This window comes from Bacillus atrophaeus, from assembly GCF_001584335.1.
Taxonomy (GTDB): domain Bacteria; phylum Bacillota; class Bacilli; order Bacillales; family Bacillaceae; genus Bacillus; species Bacillus atrophaeus.
This window is the reverse complement of the sequence record NZ_LSBB01000001.1, coordinates 169954-189594: the sequence shown is the minus strand read 5'-3', so window position 1 is coordinate 189594 and position 19641 is coordinate 169954. Positions and strand designations below refer to the sequence as shown.

Below are 19641 nucleotides of genomic sequence, written 5' to 3'. Positions count from 1 at the left end.
ATATTTAGGATAACGCCAGTAGCGCTTCATTTGTTTTTACTGTGCCGCTTTCTTTCACTGCTGTGACTGCATATTGATCTGTGTTGGTGATAATAACCGGGGTGATGACATCGTACCCGGCCGCTTTGATCTTTTCGATATCAAAGGACACGAGCGGATCGCCCGGTGAAACGTTGTCGCCTTCTTTCACAAGGACATCAAAATGCCGGCCATCCAGCTGTACGGTATCAAGCCCGATATGGATGAGAACCTCCGCCCCCCGGTCGCTTGTTATACCGATTGCGTGTTTTGTTTTAAATACAGCCGTGATAATGCCGGATACCGGAGCTACGGCTAGCCCTTCTTCCGGCACAATCGCAAACCCTTTTCCCATAATTTCTGCAGAAAACACACTATCATTGACTTCGCTTAACGCTTTGACTTCTCCTTTAATCGGACTGTGAATCATCTCACCGTCTACTTTCATCTCCGGTGCCTTCTCAGCCGTTTCATTGCTTCCTTCCGCCTGTACATCCTCAAAGCCGATAAGATACGCCGCAGCCGTACCCGCTGCGAAGGAAATCACAAGTCCTATCACCGCATACAAAAACGTTGGTCCGATGAATATCGGAATGCTTGGAAGACCGGCATTTCCGCCGACAATATAAGAAGCAACGCCCGTCACACCGTAAAATGCTCCGCCTGCCGCTCCGCCTATTAAAGCAGCCGCAAACGGTCTTTTCAGTCTCATATTTACTCCGTACATCGCAGGCTCCGTGATGCCCATTAAAGCAGTAATGCTTGTTGTGAAAGCCAGTGACTTGAATTTCTTATTTTTTGATTTTAAAAAGACGGCAAATGATGCCCCGGCCTGCCCCATATTCGCCAAAAACATCGCAGGCAGAATATAATCGTGTCCGTTTTGCGCAATGTTATTGATCATGATCGGCACCAAAGCATAATGCATGCCGGTCATAATAATCAGTGAGAACGTACCGGCAAGCAGAATCATTGCCACAATACCCGCGTGGTCAAATAAATAATTTACGCCCACAGACAGATAATCTCCAAGAATGGCGCCTAAAGGGCCGACCGTCATTAAAGTAACCGGCACCACAATGACTAACGTAAGCGTCGGAACCACAATCAGCTTGAGTGAAGAAGGAGTGACCCGGTCAATCCATTTCTCCACATATGAGGTCATCCAAATCGCCAATAAAATCGGGATGACAGTCGACGAGTAAGTGGCAGCGGTTACAGGAAGCCCTATAAAAGAAATGCTTTTTCCTGAACCAAGCAGCGCCGTTAAATCCGGATGCAAAATGGCTCCGGCTATAGCAGCCGCCACATACGGATTGCTTCCGAACTTTCTCGCCGCGCTCACCGCAAGCAGCATCGGCAAGAAGTAAAATGCGCCATCCCCTATTGCTGTGAGAATGGTGTGAGCCTGACTCGTCTCTGCCATCCATCCAAATGTCACCGCTAACGCGAGAAGCCCTTTAATCATCCCCGCTCCGGCAATCGCCGGCAAAATCGGTGTAAAGACTCCGGAAATGACATCAAAAAGGGCACTCAGCACATTCTTTTTCTGTCCTGATGCTCCCTTCGTGTTTTCCTCGCTGAGCCCGCTGTTTTCTAATAATGCTTTATACACCTTCGGCACGTTATTTCCGATAATGATTTGGAATTGTTCGCCGCTGATGTTCGTGCCCATGACGCCGTCCATCTGCTCCAAACGGCTCCGATCCGCTTTGGCATTGTCATGAAGGTTGAAACGCAGCCTTGTCATACAATGGATCACACTCTGGACGTTCTCCTCACCGCCGACAAGTTGTAATATCTCTTTTGATACTTTATGATAGTCCATGTGTATACCTCCTATTTTTGGGGGAATAACCTGGATGGAAGGTGGCCGCCTTTCTCCAGGTTTTTTGGTATGAGTCAGTACATAAAATGCCGCATCACCTCCAACATTGAAATAAAAAAAACCTAAATTACGCAGTTTACGAGAGTTGCCCCTCACACTGACATAATTTAGGTTTTGCCTGTTTACACAGTAACAATCCTAGAGAATTGCTGTATTGGTTTGTAGCTATACCTTAGCACCAGGTTTTGATAATGTCAACGCTTTCATAGCAAAAAAAGATGACGTTTATTACATCATCTTTTCCTGTCAAATCATGTTCAAACTTTCTTTATGAGCATCATATATACTTGATATCACAGCGGCTAACGTCTCAATTCCTTTTCTCATTTCTTCGTCTGAAACAGTCAGGCTGATTCTGATACAGCGCTGTTCATGGTCTGTTCGCTTGCTTGTATTATGGAAAAAAGAAGAGCCCGGAACAACAATGACATAATGCGCTTTCAATGTTTCATATAACTCCATGTCACCGACCGGCAAGTCTTCAAACCAGATCCATGCGAACAGCGATCCTTCTCCTTTGTGTAAAAACCACTTTTTATCAAGAGGCATGGCGTTTATCAGCGCTTCTTCGAGCACCGCAAATTTTTTCTTATAATAGGGCCTGATAGATGTCTTGGATACTGACACAAGGCTTCCGTCATTAATGGCGGCCGCCACCATGCATTGGCCCAGCCTAGATGAATGAATGGAGGCATTCGATTGAAAAGCTTCCATGATTTGAATAAAAGCGGCAGACCCAATCGCAATCCCAACCCTTTCCCCGGCGAGGCCTGTCTTGGAAATACTCAGGCAGTGAATAATAGATTCATGAAACACCGGCTCCATCTCAACAAAATTGATAGCCGGAAATGGAGGTGCATAAGCGGAATCAATAAGGCACGGAATGTTCAGCTCTCCGCAGACCTTTGATATCGCTTCAATATCCTCACCTGAAAGGATATTTCCGCATGGATTGTTTGGCCGTGACAGAACCACAGCCCCGATATCCGGGTCGTTGTACATTTTTTCCAAAAACGCCTCTTTGTCTAATTCATAACGAAATGTGTGATCATCCAGCTTGGACACGATTGGCGAAATGCCCTCTATCATCGTCTCGTCCAGCGCCACCCCGCTATAACCGGAGTAATCAGGAAGCATCGGAATCAATGCCTTTTTCAGTTTAGAGTCTGCTCCAACTCCGCAAAAAGCATTAATGGCAAGAAAAAACAAATTCTGGCTGCCGGCGGTGATCAGCACGTTTGACCGATCAAGTGTGAGGCCGTATTCGTTATTAAAGAATCGAACGACACTCTCAATCAGCTCATCTGTTCCGTAGCTTGACCCATACTGGCTGATAATCGAAGGAAATGCTTCATCCAGAAGCAGCTCTTTCAGCTTAGACTCCCACACTGCCGTCACTTCCGGCAGAATGCTTGGGTTCCCTACACTCAGATTCGTATATTGGTCAGAGCCGGAGGCAAGCACCTCCTGTATGTCTCCCATAATGGCCCTGACTCCGACTTTCCGGCTCATTTTTTGTCCGATTCGACTTAGCTTTAGATTCAATTCCATTCCAGCTTTCTTTATTAATCTTGGTTAAATACTAAGTAAGGCGTCTCAATCGCGGCATTGCGGCTGTAAATGACATATTGTTCAGGAATACTGAAGCGGTCGCCCTCAGCGCCCGGCGGCAGGAAGTGTCTCACAAATTGCTCGGCCTGCTTTTTATAGACCAAATCATCCTCAATTTTTTCCAGCTCTTCTATTTCGGCAACCAGCGTTTTCAGATCATTGATACATAGTTCAAGATTGAGAGACAGAGGCTTGGTTTGCCCTTTTTGGATCGACTGGCTGTTATCCATCAGCCAGCTGAATAAGAAAAACCCTGTGCCAGAATCAAAGTTTTGCGCGGCATTATGCTGGCTCGGATAACGCAGAAGCCGTTCAAATAAGACAAATTCAATAATTTCTTCCCAATACGGAAATTTGCGCTCAAATAAAGTGATGATCGTCTGGCAATCTACTTTAATTTCTTCTAATATACCGGCAAAAAAGTTCATTTTTGCTTGGATATGTTTGTTAAAAGGCTTATTTCCGCAGTGGTGATAATAGTCGTGCAGATAGCCCCACAGCACCCTCGCTTCATATGTATCTTCAGGATTAATATCAGATGACTTGAATGTCATGTTTTCAAATATATTACGCGCTCTGATCAGCGTATCATCATTGTAAATTTGATAAAATTTATTAAAGTAGAAAATCGCAAACGTTTGAGAAGTAATTTTCTCGCGTGTTTTGACGTTCTCCGGGAAAAACACGATACATTTTTCTTCGGTGAATCCCTTTGACCCTGCTAAGAGCTTTAATGATTGACAGCCATTTTGCGGATGCGGCAGCTCTTCTTCAATCGGAATCATCATATCCGGCTCCTCTCGGCTCGCTAAAAAGGCTTCAAAAAAACTGCCTTTCTTATGCGGTCCGTTTGGCGTCACAATCGGCGCCAGAAAAAAGGTCGTCTCATGATTATTCGGCGGACGGTATGCTGTCAGTGTGCGGTCAAAATACGGCGTTTCGTTCAGACCGCGGCTGATCCAGTCAGATACATCCTGTTCAAACGCTTCCCCGACCTCTTCCAGCTTCAGCGATTGCCAGATTGTTTTTGCGTCTTTTACCAGTTCAGCAAGAAGCTGCTTTGCCCGGTCTTCATTTTTTTCAATCTGTCCTTTGAAATGCTGGTACTGCTGAATTTCGTGTACAAGAGGAACAATTTTTGTTTTTACCGTTTCAATTAGATCATTCGTGACTGTCAGCATAGTCATCCTCCATATCAGGTTTATTCTTTAACCCGTGAATCGTAAAGCACATCGGCACTTCGCCAAAGTCTTTTACAACATGTAAGTGGTTCTCCGCAGCGGCTTTGAGTGTGGTAATGCAGGCATCTGTATGGCCCGACGAACAATCCAGCGCGGCTTGTGAATTGCTGTTGACTAATTGGACATTATCGCTGAAAAGCTTTGCCAAATGAGCCGGCGCAGGGTGGGAAGCAATTGTTCCGATATCCTTATGGCCGATGTCCTGTTTGGCGGCAAGAACCATGCTATAGGTAGGCATCACAAAGCTATCGATAATTTCCATATCAAGCAGATTTTCAAAAACGACATTGTGTAAAAGCGGATAGACAGCACACCCCAAAAGTACTGAATGTTCCGTCTCCTTTACATGCATCAGCGCTTCCTCAAGAGTGCCGTACAGCCGTACCTCACCCTTCAGACCCTGATTTTCAAGCCAAAGATAACCGGCCTTTTCACAATTAGTGCCTGCAGGACCTAACGTATGGACAATTGTCTTTTGCAGCGTAACTGATTTCTTTTCTTCCGCGGTTACAATCATTTTGGCCTCCTATTGATAAAGAATCGTTAGTTCTTTATCCAACATTTGATAATACCGGTCACAGTCCTCATATGAATCATGGCTCGTTAATATAAATCCCGGATAACCGGAAAAATGCGGATACGGCAAAATGTCTGCGCCTGATTCAATGAACTGGAATACTCGTTTCACCTCAGACCGGCGCTTAATGTCTTCCAGACCGGAAACCTCCACAAAAGTACCTGACCCCTGCACAGGAATAATGTAGTTGCCGACTGTTTTTGATGCCGTAATCGGACCGCCCAACACATCCTCAAATAACAGCCCAAATGCATTTCGAATGATCAGTTCCATAAAATTAATGCCTGTGCTCTCTTTCACAATAAAGTGGGAAATGCCCGAACCGCCTATGCGGGGGGCTACTTCAATCACAAAAGGCTTCCCGCTTTGATCGAGACGAAGTTCTGTATGAGCCGCGCCATTGTCTATGCCAAGAGCGGATACCGCCTTCCGCACCTCTTCTGTGATCGCAAGACGGCTTTCCTCTTCTAAACGGGCGGGCGCAATATAGACGCCCTCTTCAAAGAACGGCCCCTTACAATCTCCTTTATAACCGATGGAAAGCACATGAACCTTCCCCTGAATGGACATTGTTTCAATCACAAATTCAGGCCCGTCAATAAATTGCTCGACAATGATGCCGCTATTGCCTTGAATAAATTTTCCTAAGTCTTCTTGATTAATCGCTTCTACCTTGCTGATCGCTTCCTTCAATTGATCCTGATCATTTACTCTGACAACCCCTTGGCTTGAAAAGCCATTAATCGGTTTGACAACGAGAGGGTATCTCAGCCCGCCTGCATCAATATCAGCCGCTGAACTTATTTCATAAAAGAAAGGGGTGTTCAGCTGATGCCGCTTCAGTACTTGACGTGTCGCATATTTATTACGGCAAATTGCGATGACCTGTGAAGGCAAATGGCGAAGCCCGAGCTCCTCGGCCGCCTTTGCCGTGAAGTTTAAGGCCGGTTCAAAAAGCGTTAAGATCCCGTCAAAATGGTCGTCTTCATTTGCTTTTTTGACGATTTCCATGGAAGACGCTTCGTCTTGAAAGATAGGAAGAGGAATACACCGCTCAACTGCCGGGAGATGTCCCGGATGCTCCTCAGCCGCAGGATAAAAAAAAGTGATCCTTACACCTAAGCTTTCGGCTTCTTCAAAGATAAAAGGCAATTGTTTATTTTGACACATGATTGCTAAGTGTTTTTGTAACGTTGTCATCCTTCTTAATCCTTTCTCTTCTCAGGTTGATACACATCACACCAGTTATGACAAAAAACGTTCCGATATAGATATTCAGATTTAAGGCTTCTTGTAAAAAGATAAAACCGATATATAAAGCAATGACCGGCGAAATAAATAAGTGCGACGTTGCTTTTGAGATATGCCAATGCTTCAAGAGATAGATATTGATCCAAAATCCTAAAACGGAGCCCACAATAGCCAAATACAGAACAGCATACAAACTGACGCTTGAAAACGTCCGAGTGCCATCTTCTATCAATAAACTGCTGATTAATAAAATAAGCCCCCCGCTTAACATCGATATTGAATTAAAACTCAGAACAGGGAGCGACCGAATTCTTTTTTGAACTTGAATGGTAATAAACGCAGAACCGACCATCGCACACAAAATCACAGCCATCGCTACAATTTCAATGACATTTACCTGAATAAACAGCTGATTTCCAAACACAATTGTCATCCCGATAACGGCCAGCACTATGCCCCACTTCTGCAAGGCTGTCGCGGGCGTTCCCTTCACAATTCGATTGATCACCAGGGCAAAAACAGAAATACTTGCAGCTAAAATAGATACTAAGCCGCTTGGCAAATACTGAGAAGCCCAGTAAACTGAACCAAAAGGGATGGAAAAATACATAACGCCGTTTAACACCGCTAAAACAACCAATTCCTTCGTCACGACAAATTGCTTGCGAATCAAAAGAAAAGCGGCAATCAAGACACTCGCGATCAAAAACCGCATCCCCGCCGACCAAAACGGCAAACTGTCCTGCAACCCCGCCTTCTGCACAGCCCACGTCGTTCCTCCTATTAAACACGCAAGACAAAAAAGCAAATACACACGATACTTTAAGAGATTAGACATAAGACCCCTTCACCTTTTCACCCTGATTGTGTAGTCAATGACACTCAAAAGTAAGTAAATATTTATCAGAAAATAATCAATTTTCCACCTATTATTAATAAGCAATACTATAACTTTTTTACAACATTCAGTCAATATAAATTTTACATAGATGTCAGAAAAAGAAAAAAAGAACGGATTGGGTGCCGTTCTTTTACTAAATAAGTCATCTTCCAGAAATTCTTCGAGTAATTCTTTTACTGTATATTTTAAATCGGAAGGATAATAAAATGCACCGATTCATTTCTAAAAAAATGTGCATCTGATCAGGTGTATTAAACATAGAAAAAATGTTTTCAATGTCTCTAAACATATTATCATCAGAATAGTATTATATATATCCTTCAAAACACTGTATAACCACTTATGATACTCTCTATTCATGACTTCAGAAAAGCTGCCAGAGACTATTTGTTCTAATAAAGCATCTGCTTTTTCTTAAGTTTGTTCACACACCAATTCAAGGATATTCTTATCTTTAATATTAGGATTATTCTTTAGATAATTAACCGCATAATTTGTAACTTCCAGAGAAGGAATTAATTTAAACTGCCTACCAATAAAAAATGTAATCCAGTTACATTCAAATTCTTTTTTCTTGATTATTTGAACTGATTACATTTATCTATTTCCCTCACTGGTTTTTTCTTCCTGTCACTTTTCGCACTAGGTATAGGTCACTTTATTATTAGGGTCAACAATCCATTCGAACACACCAACACCGGGTACATGTTTATCCAAATCTGTGACAATACGTTTCCTGCCTCTAACAGCCATTTTTAACAGAATCCTGAAGACTTACTCACTTGATAAATTCATATTGGGTTTTGAAAAGAAATGAGTCGGAGGCCTGGCTCCGCTAACTTTATCCTCTGGGGTGTTAGAAAAAATTTCTTGGTTATAACACTATTTTCAAAAAGCTACCATTATATTTATCTATTAAAAAACTTTTACTATCGTTGTGATAATCAAGGTACAAAATCAAAATGCAATATCAATTTTGTAGATATTTATGTTCTTTGTTCAGGAATTCATTAAATAAGTTAATTAATCTAGCTACATTCTCTTCTTTTGAGTATTTTGATTGATTAAAGTTATCTTTAGGAGGCAAATAATTAATAAAACTGTCCATGTCTTCTGGATAATTAAAATCAGCATATACTTCTGCAATCTGGTTTAATAACTCCTCAAAATCTTCTTGATACATTTTTTTAAAATGAACAAGTACACCAAATCTCCATTTTCTTTTTTCAACTTGCCAAGAATCGACGTCTAGATTCAAGTCATCAATATTTGACTCTTTTAAGATATTTAGGAGTAAACTCTCGTAATCAAAATCTTTATCTCCCCAAGCAAGCTGGATAATATTTTGATTATTAGTTTCAGGATGCCTAGATAAAAACTCAACCGCATAATTAGTGATATCACCATATTTTATTAGATCAAGTGTTAATCCCACATAAAGTGTTTTCCAATCATACTTTATTTTATACTGATTAAAAACGTCTACATATACATTCATTTAAATCACCTTAACTTTATGGTCTCTGATTTGGGGAACCAGTTATTTGTCCATTAGGAATAAATCTTCTATGCGTAACTCCTTTAACAGGATCAACAATCCACTCAAATATTCCCTTTTGGTCTTTAATAGTTGTTATTCTCTCTTTAATTCTCAGATCCTTATTATAAACATCTTTAAAATCGTAGGACTTCATCCCACCCTCAATTTGATATAAGTCCCTCTTAATTCCGTCACCACCTACTATTTCAAATTCTTTGGCATACGGAGTATAATTATCGATAATATCGTTAAACCCATGTTGACCATCAGGTTTCTTTAAAGCACTACCCGACCTGGTATTATCGAGTACTGGATGTGAAATATTTTTACTCGCACCCTTAGAAGCAACTTTCTTAACGTCTCCCTTAATTTCATTCTTTGCAACTGTTTTGACAACACGTTTTCCGTCTCTAATAGCCAACTTTTTAACAGCGCCCTGAGGACTCACCCATTCAATAAATTCATACTGAGTTCCAGCCAGAAATGAATCCAGTGAATCAGCTCCGCCTACTTTATCCTCTGGAATGTAAGAAACTTCTTCTAACCGCTTTTTCCCTCCAGCGTAGAACTCTCGTACGATTTGGCCGGTTTCATATACATAATATTTGCCGCCGACGTAGTCAATGCTTGCTGTATCGCTTGCTAACTCGTCAATCACTTCAATCGTATCTATCTTTTTTAATCCTTTATGATTATATAGTTTATCATTAATCACGCGGATGTCTCCATAGACTTTAGGATGGGCCGCCGCTTCTTTCTGCAGTACCGTCAAGTTACTGTCATCACCATAAATCTCACGCTCGATCTTCTGTTGTTTATCATCCTTCATCACAGTATCGACGTTTGATTGCTTATGCTTCTCCAGTTTCTTCAGCATCAACTCCATCGGTGAATCATCAGGCTGTTTCATTTGCGGATTGATGGCGTCGAAGGTTTGGTTGATGTTTTCTTCTTCCTGTGATTTCAAAATGGAGCCGCTTTTGTATCCTGTGATCTCAATCTTTGGCCCTGTGTACATCGTTTGCAGCTGGGCCATGTACTTTTTCATGGTTTGAAAATCTGTTTTTGCGGTTTCTAGTGCTTGTGTTTGCTGGCCGTCAAATTGAAAGAGCTTTTGTAAGGTGTCTGTGATGTGCCGTTCCGCCTGCTCTGTTTCCATCCGAAAAAAGGTGTCATTGACTGTCGGCAGGCTGACGATGTGATCGATGGCTGATGTCTGGCGATTTACTGCGTCTGTCAGCTGCTCTGTCACTTCTCGAGCATGCTTGATCCCGTGTCTGGCATCGTGCGATAGAAAAGCCTCCGCAATCATGCCATGGGAATCTGATTCTACAGAGGAAATCCGGTGCTGCGTTTGTTTCAGCACTTTTTTGTATTCGTCAATAAACATGCCGAAGAAAAGCAAAAAAGGCTTGTGGCACTCCTCATAGAAGGTCCGGATGGCGTCCCCGCCTTTTCCTTTTAACGCATCCTTCATGCCGGCAAAATGCTCTACGCTTTTTTCCAATTTCTCCAGCTGCTGTTTTTGCTTGTCCAGTTTTTCAATGGTATGCTGAATGCCCTCGTGAAGAGCGTGGACATCTAATGTTTTCAATCTTGTGTCCTCCCGTGCTTTATTTCATGGAAGATGATAGGTTCTCGTCTGTTTCCTTCATGGCGTTTACAGCACTTTCCGTTTGTGCAATATGCTTGGCCAGAACGGACATATACGTTTCAGTGAGTTTGTTGATGTCCTCATTCAATTGTTTGATTGATTTCACAACATCTAAATGGTTTCTGCCTGAGATATGGCCGGGCAAGGAGGACTTGAGTTCAGCTGAGCTCTTAAGCTGAGAGAGTCCCTGTGTGACGGTTCCATAGACCATTTTGATTTCCTGTGCCATTTGTGCTCACCTCACTTTTTATGTTTTTCTTCCTTGTGATTTGGCGTCTTATGGAATAAATATCTCCCTCTAATGAGTGAATTTTTCTTTCTATGCTTTCGATGATTCCGCTGACTTGTTCGCTTTTGATTTGCTGATACGATTTGCTCATTCCTTCACGAATATCATCAAACCGCTCAGCATGTGTTCCTCTCCATACATCTGAAGCAAGATGAGGCCGATGAACGAGATGCTGAGCCTCGGAAAATTCGTGTTTGATTTGCCTGATTTCGTGCAGCACTCGTTTTAACTGATGGATCTGTTCCTGTTTTTCATGTAAATCGGCGTTTACCGAATGTAACAACATTTCCCTATGCATGCCGCAACACCTCGTGATTCTATCAAACTGTGTAAATTCTTTACAATACAGACTATTTTCATATTACAGGATGGGTCAGATTGGATAAATAGGTAAAAAGATTTGTCTTGAAAAGGATTTGAATAAGTCAAAACGTCTAATAATCTTTTGTTTTATTTTCTCCTAAGTAAAATTCAGCATGCGAAGGACTTTAAACGTAGGCCAATTAACCTCATTCGATTCACAGTGCACATTTACAAATCACTGTTAACCAGCAGTCAATGAAAATGACAAAATTAGGATATCTATCTAAATAGGGGAGAAAAAATAGTGTTCTCACGTAGAATTATAAAAAAACATTTTAAAGCTGGATGAATAATCCTCTTACTATCTTTTAGAGTATCCATCTTTTTCTTCTTTTATAAACTTTTCAATTTTATCTATTGCCTTGTTAAAATCTTTCTTAAATTCATGCTCCCATAGCCTTAAGATATTCCAGCCTATCTCTTTGTAATAAGATGTAACCTCACTGTCTCTAACCTTATTGCGTTTTAATTTAGCCTCCCAATATTCTTTATTGCTTTTAGGCATATTTCCATGAATGTCGCAACCGTGCCAAAAACAAGAGTCTATAAAGACCACAATTTTATATTTTTTTATTGCAATATCAGGTTTTCCGAAGAGAGATTTTACATTCCTTCTGAAACGCAGTCCTCTTCTCCATAATTCAGCAGCTGCTTTGTCTTCTAATTTAGATTTTGATTTTATTGCCTGCATGTTTTTCCTTCTTTGTTCTTTTGTATGTGTATCGGCCATTCGGATCCTTCCTTTCATCTTTTCAATATTCATTTTTCCCCGTTTAATTTCACTTAAATCTTATAAAAAGATAAAAACAAATGTTCCCCTTGCTGCAAAGAAATATGTTATAGTTTATAATATGTATTACTTAGATTAATAATGGAGGTTTTTATATGATCTTCCGTAAAGGAGAGCTTTTTAGCGGACCCGGGGGACTTGCTTTAGGTTTAACAAGTGCAAGTATTGTTGATGATTCTGGTAATGAATATAAAATTAAACACGAATGGTCTAATGATTATGATGAATCAGCTTGCAAAACATATAGACGAAATATTTGTCAAAACATAGATGGCTCTAGTGTAATTGAAGGTCCTATTCAGGAACTTGATATTGAAAGCCTCCCGCCGATAGATGCTTTAGCGTTTGGATTCCCGTGTAATGATTACAGTATAGTAGGGGAACATAAAGGAATGAGCGGTGACTACGGTCCGCTTTATTCTTATGGTGTCAAAGTTCTTAATTATCACAACCCTAAGTTTTTTATAGCTGAAAATGTGGGCGGACTGCAAAGTGCAAATGAGGGAAAAGCCTTTATACAAATATTAAAAGAACTAGCCGATGCTGGACTGGGTTATCAATTAACACCCCATTTATATAAATTTGAAGAATATGGTGTTCCTCAAAAAAGGCACCGTATCATAATAGTTGGTATTAGAAAAGATCAAGATGTAGTATTTAAAGTACCAGCACCAACTACACCAGATAAATATGTTACTGCAAAAGAGGCTCTTTATAATCCTCCGATTCTTGATTTTACAGAAAACCATGAACGCACAAAACACAATCCTAAAACGATTGAAATGTTGAACTATATTCCACCCGGCAAAAATGCTTGGTATGAAGGAATCCCTGAAGAATTGCGTTTAAAAGTTAAAGGTGCCCGAATGAGCCAGATTTATAAAAGACTTCACCCAGATGAACCTTCTTACACAGTAACTGGCAGTGGAGGCGGCGGTACACACGTTTATCACTGGGAAGAACCCAGAGCGTTAACCAATAGAGAACGGGCTCGCCTTCAAACCTTTCCGGATCACTTTGTTTTTGAAGGAAAAAAAGAAAAAGTAAGACAGCAAATTGGAATGGCTGTACCACCTAGAGCAGCTAAAATTATAGGTGAATCAATCTTAAAAACATTTGCAGGTATTGAGTATGATTCAATCAAATCCAAGTGGACTTACGAAGAACTAATTAAAGAAGAACAAGTTCCATATATGGTGTAAGCAGAATCGCAAAACGATTCTGCTTCTTTTTTACTTTAAAAATAAAATTGCTGCAACCGTAAGTATGGAGATAAATGCAGGAGTTATAGATAGCTTAAAGTTCTCTATTTCAATGTACATATTTAATTCACTCTCCTAGTCAATCTGATCTATTTCTGTTAGAAGCTGTTCAATTGAAGAATAACTTTTATTTTTTACCGCATTCATAAAAATCTTTACTCTTTTTTGCGGAGGTAAATCATTTTCTATACAAAAATCAAGTAATCCTAGTAAAGTTTTTGCATTTAGTAAAATACCATTGATAGAAAACCCCTGAAGATTTCTTGCAGTCAATTTATTGATCTTATCTAAATTCTTGACACCTCTAAATTCATCAGCTGCTGTAACATAACCATAGAACATCATATCTTTATTATCATATCCTTTATAATTCGGTATATATTCGGATGCCATATGGGAAGCAAAAGATGCACTCAAGGTGAATTTTCCTTTATATCTTTTTGCATCAATTATTCCAAAAAAATTGTCATAACTAATTAATAAATCTATCTCAGTTCTTTCATTATTAAGTGCTTTGGGGTGCATTGTTACAGTAAATCCAAGAGCTTTAAAAATCTCACCTGTCTTATCCTCAAATAGCAGATCATTTGTCTCTTTTATATAACTTTCAACAAAATCTATATTTAACGTTTTATATTCATCTTTCGAAAGAATATCTTCAGCAATATTTTTTGAATCACGCGGCGGTAATACTTTATTTAAAACACCTATCAGTTCTTCCTTGCTTAGTGATTTTGGTTCTGGTATATTTTTGAGGATTGATTGTATCTTTTTTTCGGTTTTTTTCATATTTGTAGCAGGTTTTATGTCATTTAAACTACTCGCTTTGTAGCTATTTATATCAAGTCCATTATTCTCAGCCATTCTTTGCAAAGAAATTAGATAACGTTTATTGAAAGGATATTTAATATCCAATAAATCCATCTCTTTATTGAGCTGTTCTCTTTTGCTGCTTTCAACAATTAGCGCTTTCCCTCTAATATATTCGACCAATCCTGTATATTCACTTATGAGCATAAAGGTATGAGCAACATCTGAATGAGCTGTATTAAAATCACGTGCTCCTTTATCAGACCTTTCTCTATGATCACACTTTTCAGCTATTAACTGTTTCATCTTTTCTTGTTCTTCTTTGTCAGCTTCACGAAAACTGACAATTTTATCAGTAACTTCTTCTACTTGATCATCTTTTTGAGCAGTCATTACAAAGTAAGTAATTTCTTCTTTTGTTAGATAATAATTCAGAACTCCTTGATTCGCAACTTTTACCAAAAATCTAACCGGTCGCAATTGGAAATTCTCACTGAACTTTGGTCTAAATCCTTTTTCTAAAAAATAAGCATTAGGATATTGAAGGGTTAGTATCTGTTTACGAATATTTAAGTAAACATCTCTATTTTCTAATATAGCTTTTCCCGATTTTGTAAATCTAATTTTTCCGTTATCATCTAAATAACAATAAGCAAAGGTTCTCAGCATTGCCATCCATGTTCTTCCTCCGGAACCGTCAGTGCTTATATTTTGTCTTTTTACACCTTTATCAGCAAGAACTTGTTCAAACATTTTATGGACCTCACGATTCCCCGTCCATGTTAACGCAAGTTTCTCAGTTGCCTCATAAAGTGCTTCTATAGCATCTTGATGAAATTTAGGGTCCCTTTCAGGCCTTGTAATAAACCATACTAACCTCTCAGAAGCCACTTAACATTCCCCATCTCTTTCTTATAATCCTTTTATTTCTTTATATATCTTTTCTTCTTCAGCACTTATCTTTTTTTTTCTTCTTTAATATTTCAAAATAATATATTGTGCTTTTTAAAAGGTTTTTATTGTCTCTAAAAAAATAGTTATATCTGCATCTGCAATATTATTTGTAACTTTAATAATCTCTAAAACTTCATCATCAATAAATTGTTCTAATGTTATTTCTTTTCTATTTCTTTCTCTTAGTATTTCATTTAAAGACCTAAGATACCTTAGAATCGTTGTTAATTTAGGAATCTTCATTTCGTTAAGCATTTTGTTAAATGCGTTGTCGCTTTTGCCTGTTCGAATACTCAACTGCGTTTGTTTAATGTCTTCACGTAATAAAACACTGTCTATATTATCTAAAATTTTCTTTGCGATAACTTTCTCAAAAAATTTTTGAAGAGTTTCTGTACTCATAAACACCTCTTTTAAATATTGGATTTTATACTAAAAAATTCATATCAATATCATAATACAACTTTTCGACTCTTAATATACTCTACAGAGTAATATTCTGTTGAGATACTTTCGATTTTTTAAAAATAAATCTAAAAGAGCCCTTTTTAATAAAAAGGGCTCTTTTAGATTAAATTATAGTTATCTATTCACTCCCCCAAAAAGCCTCACCGCTGCCACTCAACACACTAAATGTCATCACATTCTTCTCTCTCACCGAATCCCACTGGCGTAAAAATACTCCGCTATACGCTTTGCCGGCTAATGTGAGTTCAGCTGTATTCTTCCCAGTCTTCTCCCAAGTCCCGGTCATTTCCCCGGAAATGGTGTGGTTTTTGTTGAGCTGGATGTTGATGGTTTTTTTGATGTCGGCTGAGATGTCTTTTCCGTGCTGGATGAGTTTATATGTTCCTGTGATGTCTTTTTGTTTTACTTTTTTCAGTGTTTCACCTGCGTATCGATATGGCGCCACTACCGGCCAGCCGTCTTTGTTCATGAACATCTGGTGGACTCTGACTTCGTGTTCTTCACCTCTGTCTGGGAATCGCGTGTGAAAGATTAAATATGAGCGGCCGGTTTTTTGGTCATAATAGGCTGAGTTGTGGCCTGGTGAGACGTAGCCCGCTCCTTTTTCAGTTTCTGTTTCAAATGAATAGCTGCCCATGAGTTTGACGCCGTACGGCTCAATGGAGCGATCATCGAAGAATGTGCCTTCTTTGCCTCGGACATCAATCATTGGGTTGCCCTCTGCGTCATAATACGGACCGTCTGGTTTTTTGGAGCGGACGACGCGCATGTTGTAGCCGCCTGTTGCGTCAAGCCCTCCAAATGATAGATACATGTAGTAGTATTTTGTGTCTGGATTGTAGAGGATATATGGGCCTTCGATTCTGCTGTGGTTGCCGCCGAGCAGTTTTTTGCCGTAGCCCTGTCCAGGGAGCGGGAAGCCTGTTTTTGGATTCATTTCCAGGATGAAAATACCGCCTGAGTAGGAGCCGTAGACCATCCATAGCTTGCCGTCCTTGTCGAAAAAGGTATGGGGGTCGACGACATTTGGATGTTTGGTTGCGTCATATGGAGTGCCGTCATTGCTTGTGCCATCCATGCCTGATTTCAGAAAGATGCCTTTGTTTTTGTAGGGGCCTTCGATGTTGTCAGCGACGGCAACACCCATTGCCGATCTTGGTGAATCTCCGCGGCAGGCGTTGTAGTACATGTAATATTTGCCGTCTGCCAGCTGCGTGACGTCCGCGGCCCACAAGGTGTCGGATTGCGCCCATTCAAAGGTTTCTTTTAATTCTTCATACACACTCGGGATGAGAGGATTCTTGTTAGTTACACTTGTGGTCAACTGCTGCCATTGCATGAGGTTCTTTGATTTGGCGGAGGCTAAATGGGAGCCGAATACGTAAAAGGTCCCATCTGTCTGAATTACTGAAGGGTCATGGACGCTTACTTCTTTAAAAACCGGTTTTTCAGCTTCCTGTGCTTGTGCGGCGCTTGGCAAGGTGAATGCGATGAAAATGGCAGTTATGAAACATAAACGAAACAAGCGGCTGCTCATATGTACGTTCTCCTCTCTTTTTCCAAACTATAAAAGACTAATCACAACATCCCATCTTATGATACGAATGAAATCGATATGAATAAAACATCCGGCTCCGTCATCGCGGCCGGATGTTTTCGAATTCAAACGGATAGATGATTCCAGCGCGGCTATTGTAAGCTCCGCATGAACTTCAGAAACGGTCAGATCAGAATGGTGCCAATCTCGGGGTCATGGATCAGTTCGTAGATGCTGCTGTCGTTTGGAATGTTGTATTGTGAAAATTCTATATCACGATACCAATCTACCGTGCTAAAGAATGTAAAAAACCTTTTGACTTCTGCGAAATAAACACTTAATATAAAACTCAGTTACTAGTTATCAGAATATTTCAGAATTGAGTGATTCATATATGACATTACACAAAGAACGCCGCATCGGCCGACTGTCTGTTCTTCTTCTGCTCAATGAGTCTGAAGAAAGTAAGCGGGTCGGAGAGCTTGAGCGAGATGGCTGGAAAGTCTGTCTCGGGAAGGTAGGCTCAATGGATGCGCATAAGGTAGTAGCCGCAATTGAAACCGCTTCCAAAAAAGGCGGTGTCATTCAGTCAGAGGGTTATCGTGAATCGCATGCGCTTTATCATGCGACGATGGAGGCCTTACATGGTGTGACAAGGGGTGAGATGCTGCTTGGATCGCTGCTTCGGACGGTCGGTTTGAGATTCGCCGTTCTGAGAGGAAATCCTTATGAAAGTGAAGCGGAAGGCGATTGGATTGCCGTCTCGCTTTACGGAACGATCGGAGCGCCGATTAAGGGACTTGAGCATGAAACATTCGGCGTAGGAATTAATCACATATGAAACAGCCCATAGATCTTAGACGATAGGGGGCTATGCGTGAAATCAGATTTTCACAGCATAGCCCCTTTTTGTATGGGCGCTTTATCAAAGTAAAGACAAAGGAGTTGGGTTTATGGTGACATTAGACGGTTCCTCACTGACAACGGCAGACGTAGCTCGTGTGCTGTTTGATTTTGAAGAGGCAGCGGCTTCCGCAGAAAGCATGGAGCGTGTGAAAAAGAGCAGAGCAGCGGTGGAACGGATTGTTCAGAAAGAAAAGACAATCTATGGCATTACCACCGGTTTTGGCAAATTCAGTGATGTACTGATTCAAAAGGAAGATGCGGCGGCCCTGCAGCTGAATTTAATCCTTTCTCATGCCTGCGGAGTCGGCGACCCTTTTCCAGAGTCTGTTTCTAGAGCTATGCTGCTTTTACGCGCGAATGCACTGTTAAAAGGGTTTTCCGGTGTACGTGCTGAGCTGATTGAACATTTGCTGGCGTTTTTAAATAAACGTGTCCATCCGGTCATTCCCCAGCAGGGATCACTTGGAGCGAGCGGGGATTTGGCTCCGCTTTCTCATCTGGCGCTTGCGCTGATCGGGCAAGGAGAGGTCTTTTTTGAAGGAGAACGGATGCCGACGATGCAGGCGTTGAAAAAAGCTGGTATTCAGCCGGTCACCCTGACGTCAAAAGAAGGGCTTGCCTTGATTAACGGCACACAGGCCATGACCGCTATGGGCGTCGTCTCTTACATTGAAGCTGAAAAACTAGCCTTTCAATCAGAACGGATTGCCAGTTTAACGATTGAAGGGCTTCGCGGAATTATGGATGCGTTTGATGAAGATATTCACTCAGCCCGCGGCTATCAGGAACAGATTGATGTGGCAGAACGAATCCGCTTTTACCTGTCAGACAGCAAACTGACGACATCTCAAGGCGAATTGCGGGTGCAGGATGCATATTCACTGCGCTGTATTCCGCAGGTGCACGGTGCGACATGGCAGACGTTAGGCTATGTCAAAGAAAAATTAGAGATTGAGATGAACGCGGCCACAGATAACCCGCTCATTTTCAATGACGGTGACAAAATCATTTCAGGCGGAAACTTTCACGGACAGCCGATCGCCTTTGCAATGGATTTTCTAAAGATTGCAACAGCAGAGCTCGCTAATATTGCGGAGCGCAGAATAGAACGGCTTGTGAATCCGCAACTGAATGATCTGCCGCCATTCTTAAGCCCTCAGCCGGGCTTGCAATCCGGCGCGATGATTATGCAGTATGCCGCGGCCTCGCTTGTTTCTGAAAATAAAACACTGGCCCATCCCGCGAGTGTGGATTCTATTCCGTCATCCGCCAACCAAGAAGACCACGTCAGCATGGGAACCATCGCTTCAAGGCATGCTTATCAAGTTATTGCCAATACGAGAAGAGTGATTGCGATTGAAGCGATTTGCGCGATGCAGGCTGTCGAATACAGAGGCATAGAAAACGCAGCTTCTTATACAAAACAGCTTTTTCACGAAATGAGAAAAGTCGTGCCATCCATTCAGCAAGACCGTGTCTTTGCTTATGACATTGAGCATTTGAATGATTGGCTGAAAAAGGAATCTTTTTTGCCGGATCAACAGAATCAAGAACTGATGACAAACTAAGGGGGACGAACTT

At 41.0% G+C, this 19641-nt stretch carries 16 protein-coding genes and 1 pseudogene; 3 read left to right on the top strand and 14 right to left on the bottom strand.

Translation table 11 applies throughout. The annotated features are described in order from the left end of the window. Positions 1-4 precede the first annotated feature (4 nt). From AXI57_RS00900 to AXI57_RS00850, 11 genes and pseudogenes are all read right to left on the bottom strand, one after another. Entirely contained in the window at positions 5-1846 is a 1842-nt protein-coding gene (locus AXI57_RS00900; protein ID WP_061668973.1) for a beta-glucoside-specific PTS transporter subunit IIABC, read from the bottom strand. A gap of 306 nt (positions 1847-2152) precedes the next feature. Next, positions 2153-3457, bottom strand: coding sequence for a valine--pyruvate transaminase (locus AXI57_RS00895; protein ID WP_061668972.1), 1305 nt, complete (start codon positions 3455-3457; stop codon positions 2153-2155). Positions 3458-3471: 14 nt separating this feature from the next. Next, positions 3472-4698 carry a DUF6421 family protein gene (locus tag AXI57_RS00890; protein WP_061668971.1) on the bottom strand — a complete coding sequence of 409 codons (1227 nt, stop codon included), beginning with the start codon at positions 4696-4698 and terminating at the stop codon, positions 3472-3474. Then, complete coding sequence (locus AXI57_RS00885; protein ID WP_061668970.1) at positions 4679-5275, bottom strand: type 2 periplasmic-binding domain-containing protein; 597 nt, start codon at positions 5273-5275, stop codon at positions 4679-4681. The genes AXI57_RS00890 and AXI57_RS00885 overlap by 20 nt, the downstream gene beginning before the upstream one ends. Before the next feature lie 9 nt (positions 5276-5284). After that, entirely contained in the window at positions 5285-6535 is a 1251-nt protein-coding gene (locus AXI57_RS00880) for an ATP-grasp domain-containing protein (protein WP_061668969.1), read from the bottom strand. Beyond that, positions 6492-7424, bottom strand: coding sequence for a DMT family transporter (locus AXI57_RS00875; protein WP_061668968.1), 933 nt, complete (start codon positions 7422-7424; stop codon positions 6492-6494). Before AXI57_RS00875 ends, AXI57_RS00880 begins: the two co-directional genes overlap by 44 nt. 1033 nt (positions 7425-8457) lie before the next feature. Beyond that, positions 8458-8985: a DUF2247 family protein gene (locus AXI57_RS20570; protein WP_081112734.1), complete on the bottom strand. Its 528-nt coding sequence runs from the start codon at positions 8983-8985 to the stop codon at positions 8458-8460. Positions 8986-9849: 864 nt separating this feature from the next. Beyond that, a pseudogene (locus tag AXI57_RS22430) lies at positions 9850-10621 on the bottom strand (ribonuclease YeeF family protein); the annotation flags it as partial. A 19-nt stretch (positions 10622-10640) separates the two neighbouring features. Further along, positions 10641-10910, bottom strand: a complete 270-nt coding sequence (locus tag AXI57_RS00860) for a YwqI/YxiC family protein (protein ID WP_061668967.1) — start codon at positions 10908-10910, stop codon at positions 10641-10643. Continuing rightward, positions 10852-11268, bottom strand: coding sequence for a YwqH-like family protein (locus AXI57_RS00855; RefSeq protein WP_081112732.1), 417 nt, complete (start codon positions 11266-11268; stop codon positions 10852-10854). Before AXI57_RS00855 ends, AXI57_RS00860 begins: the two co-directional genes overlap by 59 nt. A gap of 366 nt (positions 11269-11634) precedes the next feature. Further along, positions 11635-12063: a very short patch repair endonuclease gene (locus AXI57_RS00850; RefSeq protein WP_061668966.1), complete on the bottom strand. Its 429-nt coding sequence runs from the start codon at positions 12061-12063 to the stop codon at positions 11635-11637. A gap of 155 nt (positions 12064-12218) precedes the next feature. Here AXI57_RS00850 and AXI57_RS00845 point away from each other — a divergent pair, with 155 nt between their 5' ends. After that, positions 12219-13325 carry a DNA cytosine methyltransferase gene (locus AXI57_RS00845; protein ID WP_061668965.1) on the top strand — a complete coding sequence of 369 codons (1107 nt, stop codon included), beginning with the start codon at positions 12219-12221 and terminating at the stop codon, positions 13323-13325. Between the two features lie 135 nt (positions 13326-13460). On the opposite strand, the gene AXI57_RS00840 is transcribed toward AXI57_RS00845, so the two are convergent. The 3 genes from AXI57_RS00840 to AXI57_RS00830 form a co-directional block, all read right to left on the bottom strand. Next, positions 13461-15086: an AlwI family type II restriction endonuclease gene (locus AXI57_RS00840; protein ID WP_061668964.1), complete on the bottom strand. Its 1626-nt coding sequence runs from the start codon at positions 15084-15086 to the stop codon at positions 13461-13463. Between the two features lie 114 nt (positions 15087-15200). Beyond that, positions 15201-15551 carry a hypothetical protein gene (locus tag AXI57_RS00835; protein WP_061668963.1) on the bottom strand — a complete coding sequence of 117 codons (351 nt, stop codon included), beginning with the start codon at positions 15549-15551 and terminating at the stop codon, positions 15201-15203. Between the two features lie 184 nt (positions 15552-15735). Continuing rightward, positions 15736-17154, bottom strand: a complete 1419-nt coding sequence (locus tag AXI57_RS00830; RefSeq protein ID WP_061668962.1) for an arabinan endo-1,5-alpha-L-arabinosidase AbnB — start codon at positions 17152-17154, stop codon at positions 15736-15738. Between the two features lie 394 nt (positions 17155-17548). Here AXI57_RS00830 and hutP point away from each other — a divergent pair, with 394 nt between their 5' ends. Together hutP and hutH are read left to right on the top strand one after the other, a co-directional pair. After that, positions 17549-17995: a hut operon transcriptional regulator HutP gene (gene hutP, locus AXI57_RS00825; RefSeq protein ID WP_003326246.1), complete on the top strand. Its 447-nt coding sequence runs from the start codon at positions 17549-17551 to the stop codon at positions 17993-17995. A gap of 112 nt (positions 17996-18107) precedes the next feature. Continuing rightward, positions 18108-19628, top strand: coding sequence for a histidine ammonia-lyase (gene hutH, locus AXI57_RS00820; RefSeq protein ID WP_061572066.1), 1521 nt, complete (start codon positions 18108-18110; stop codon positions 19626-19628). The last annotated feature ends 13 nt before the right edge of the window (positions 19629-19641 follow it).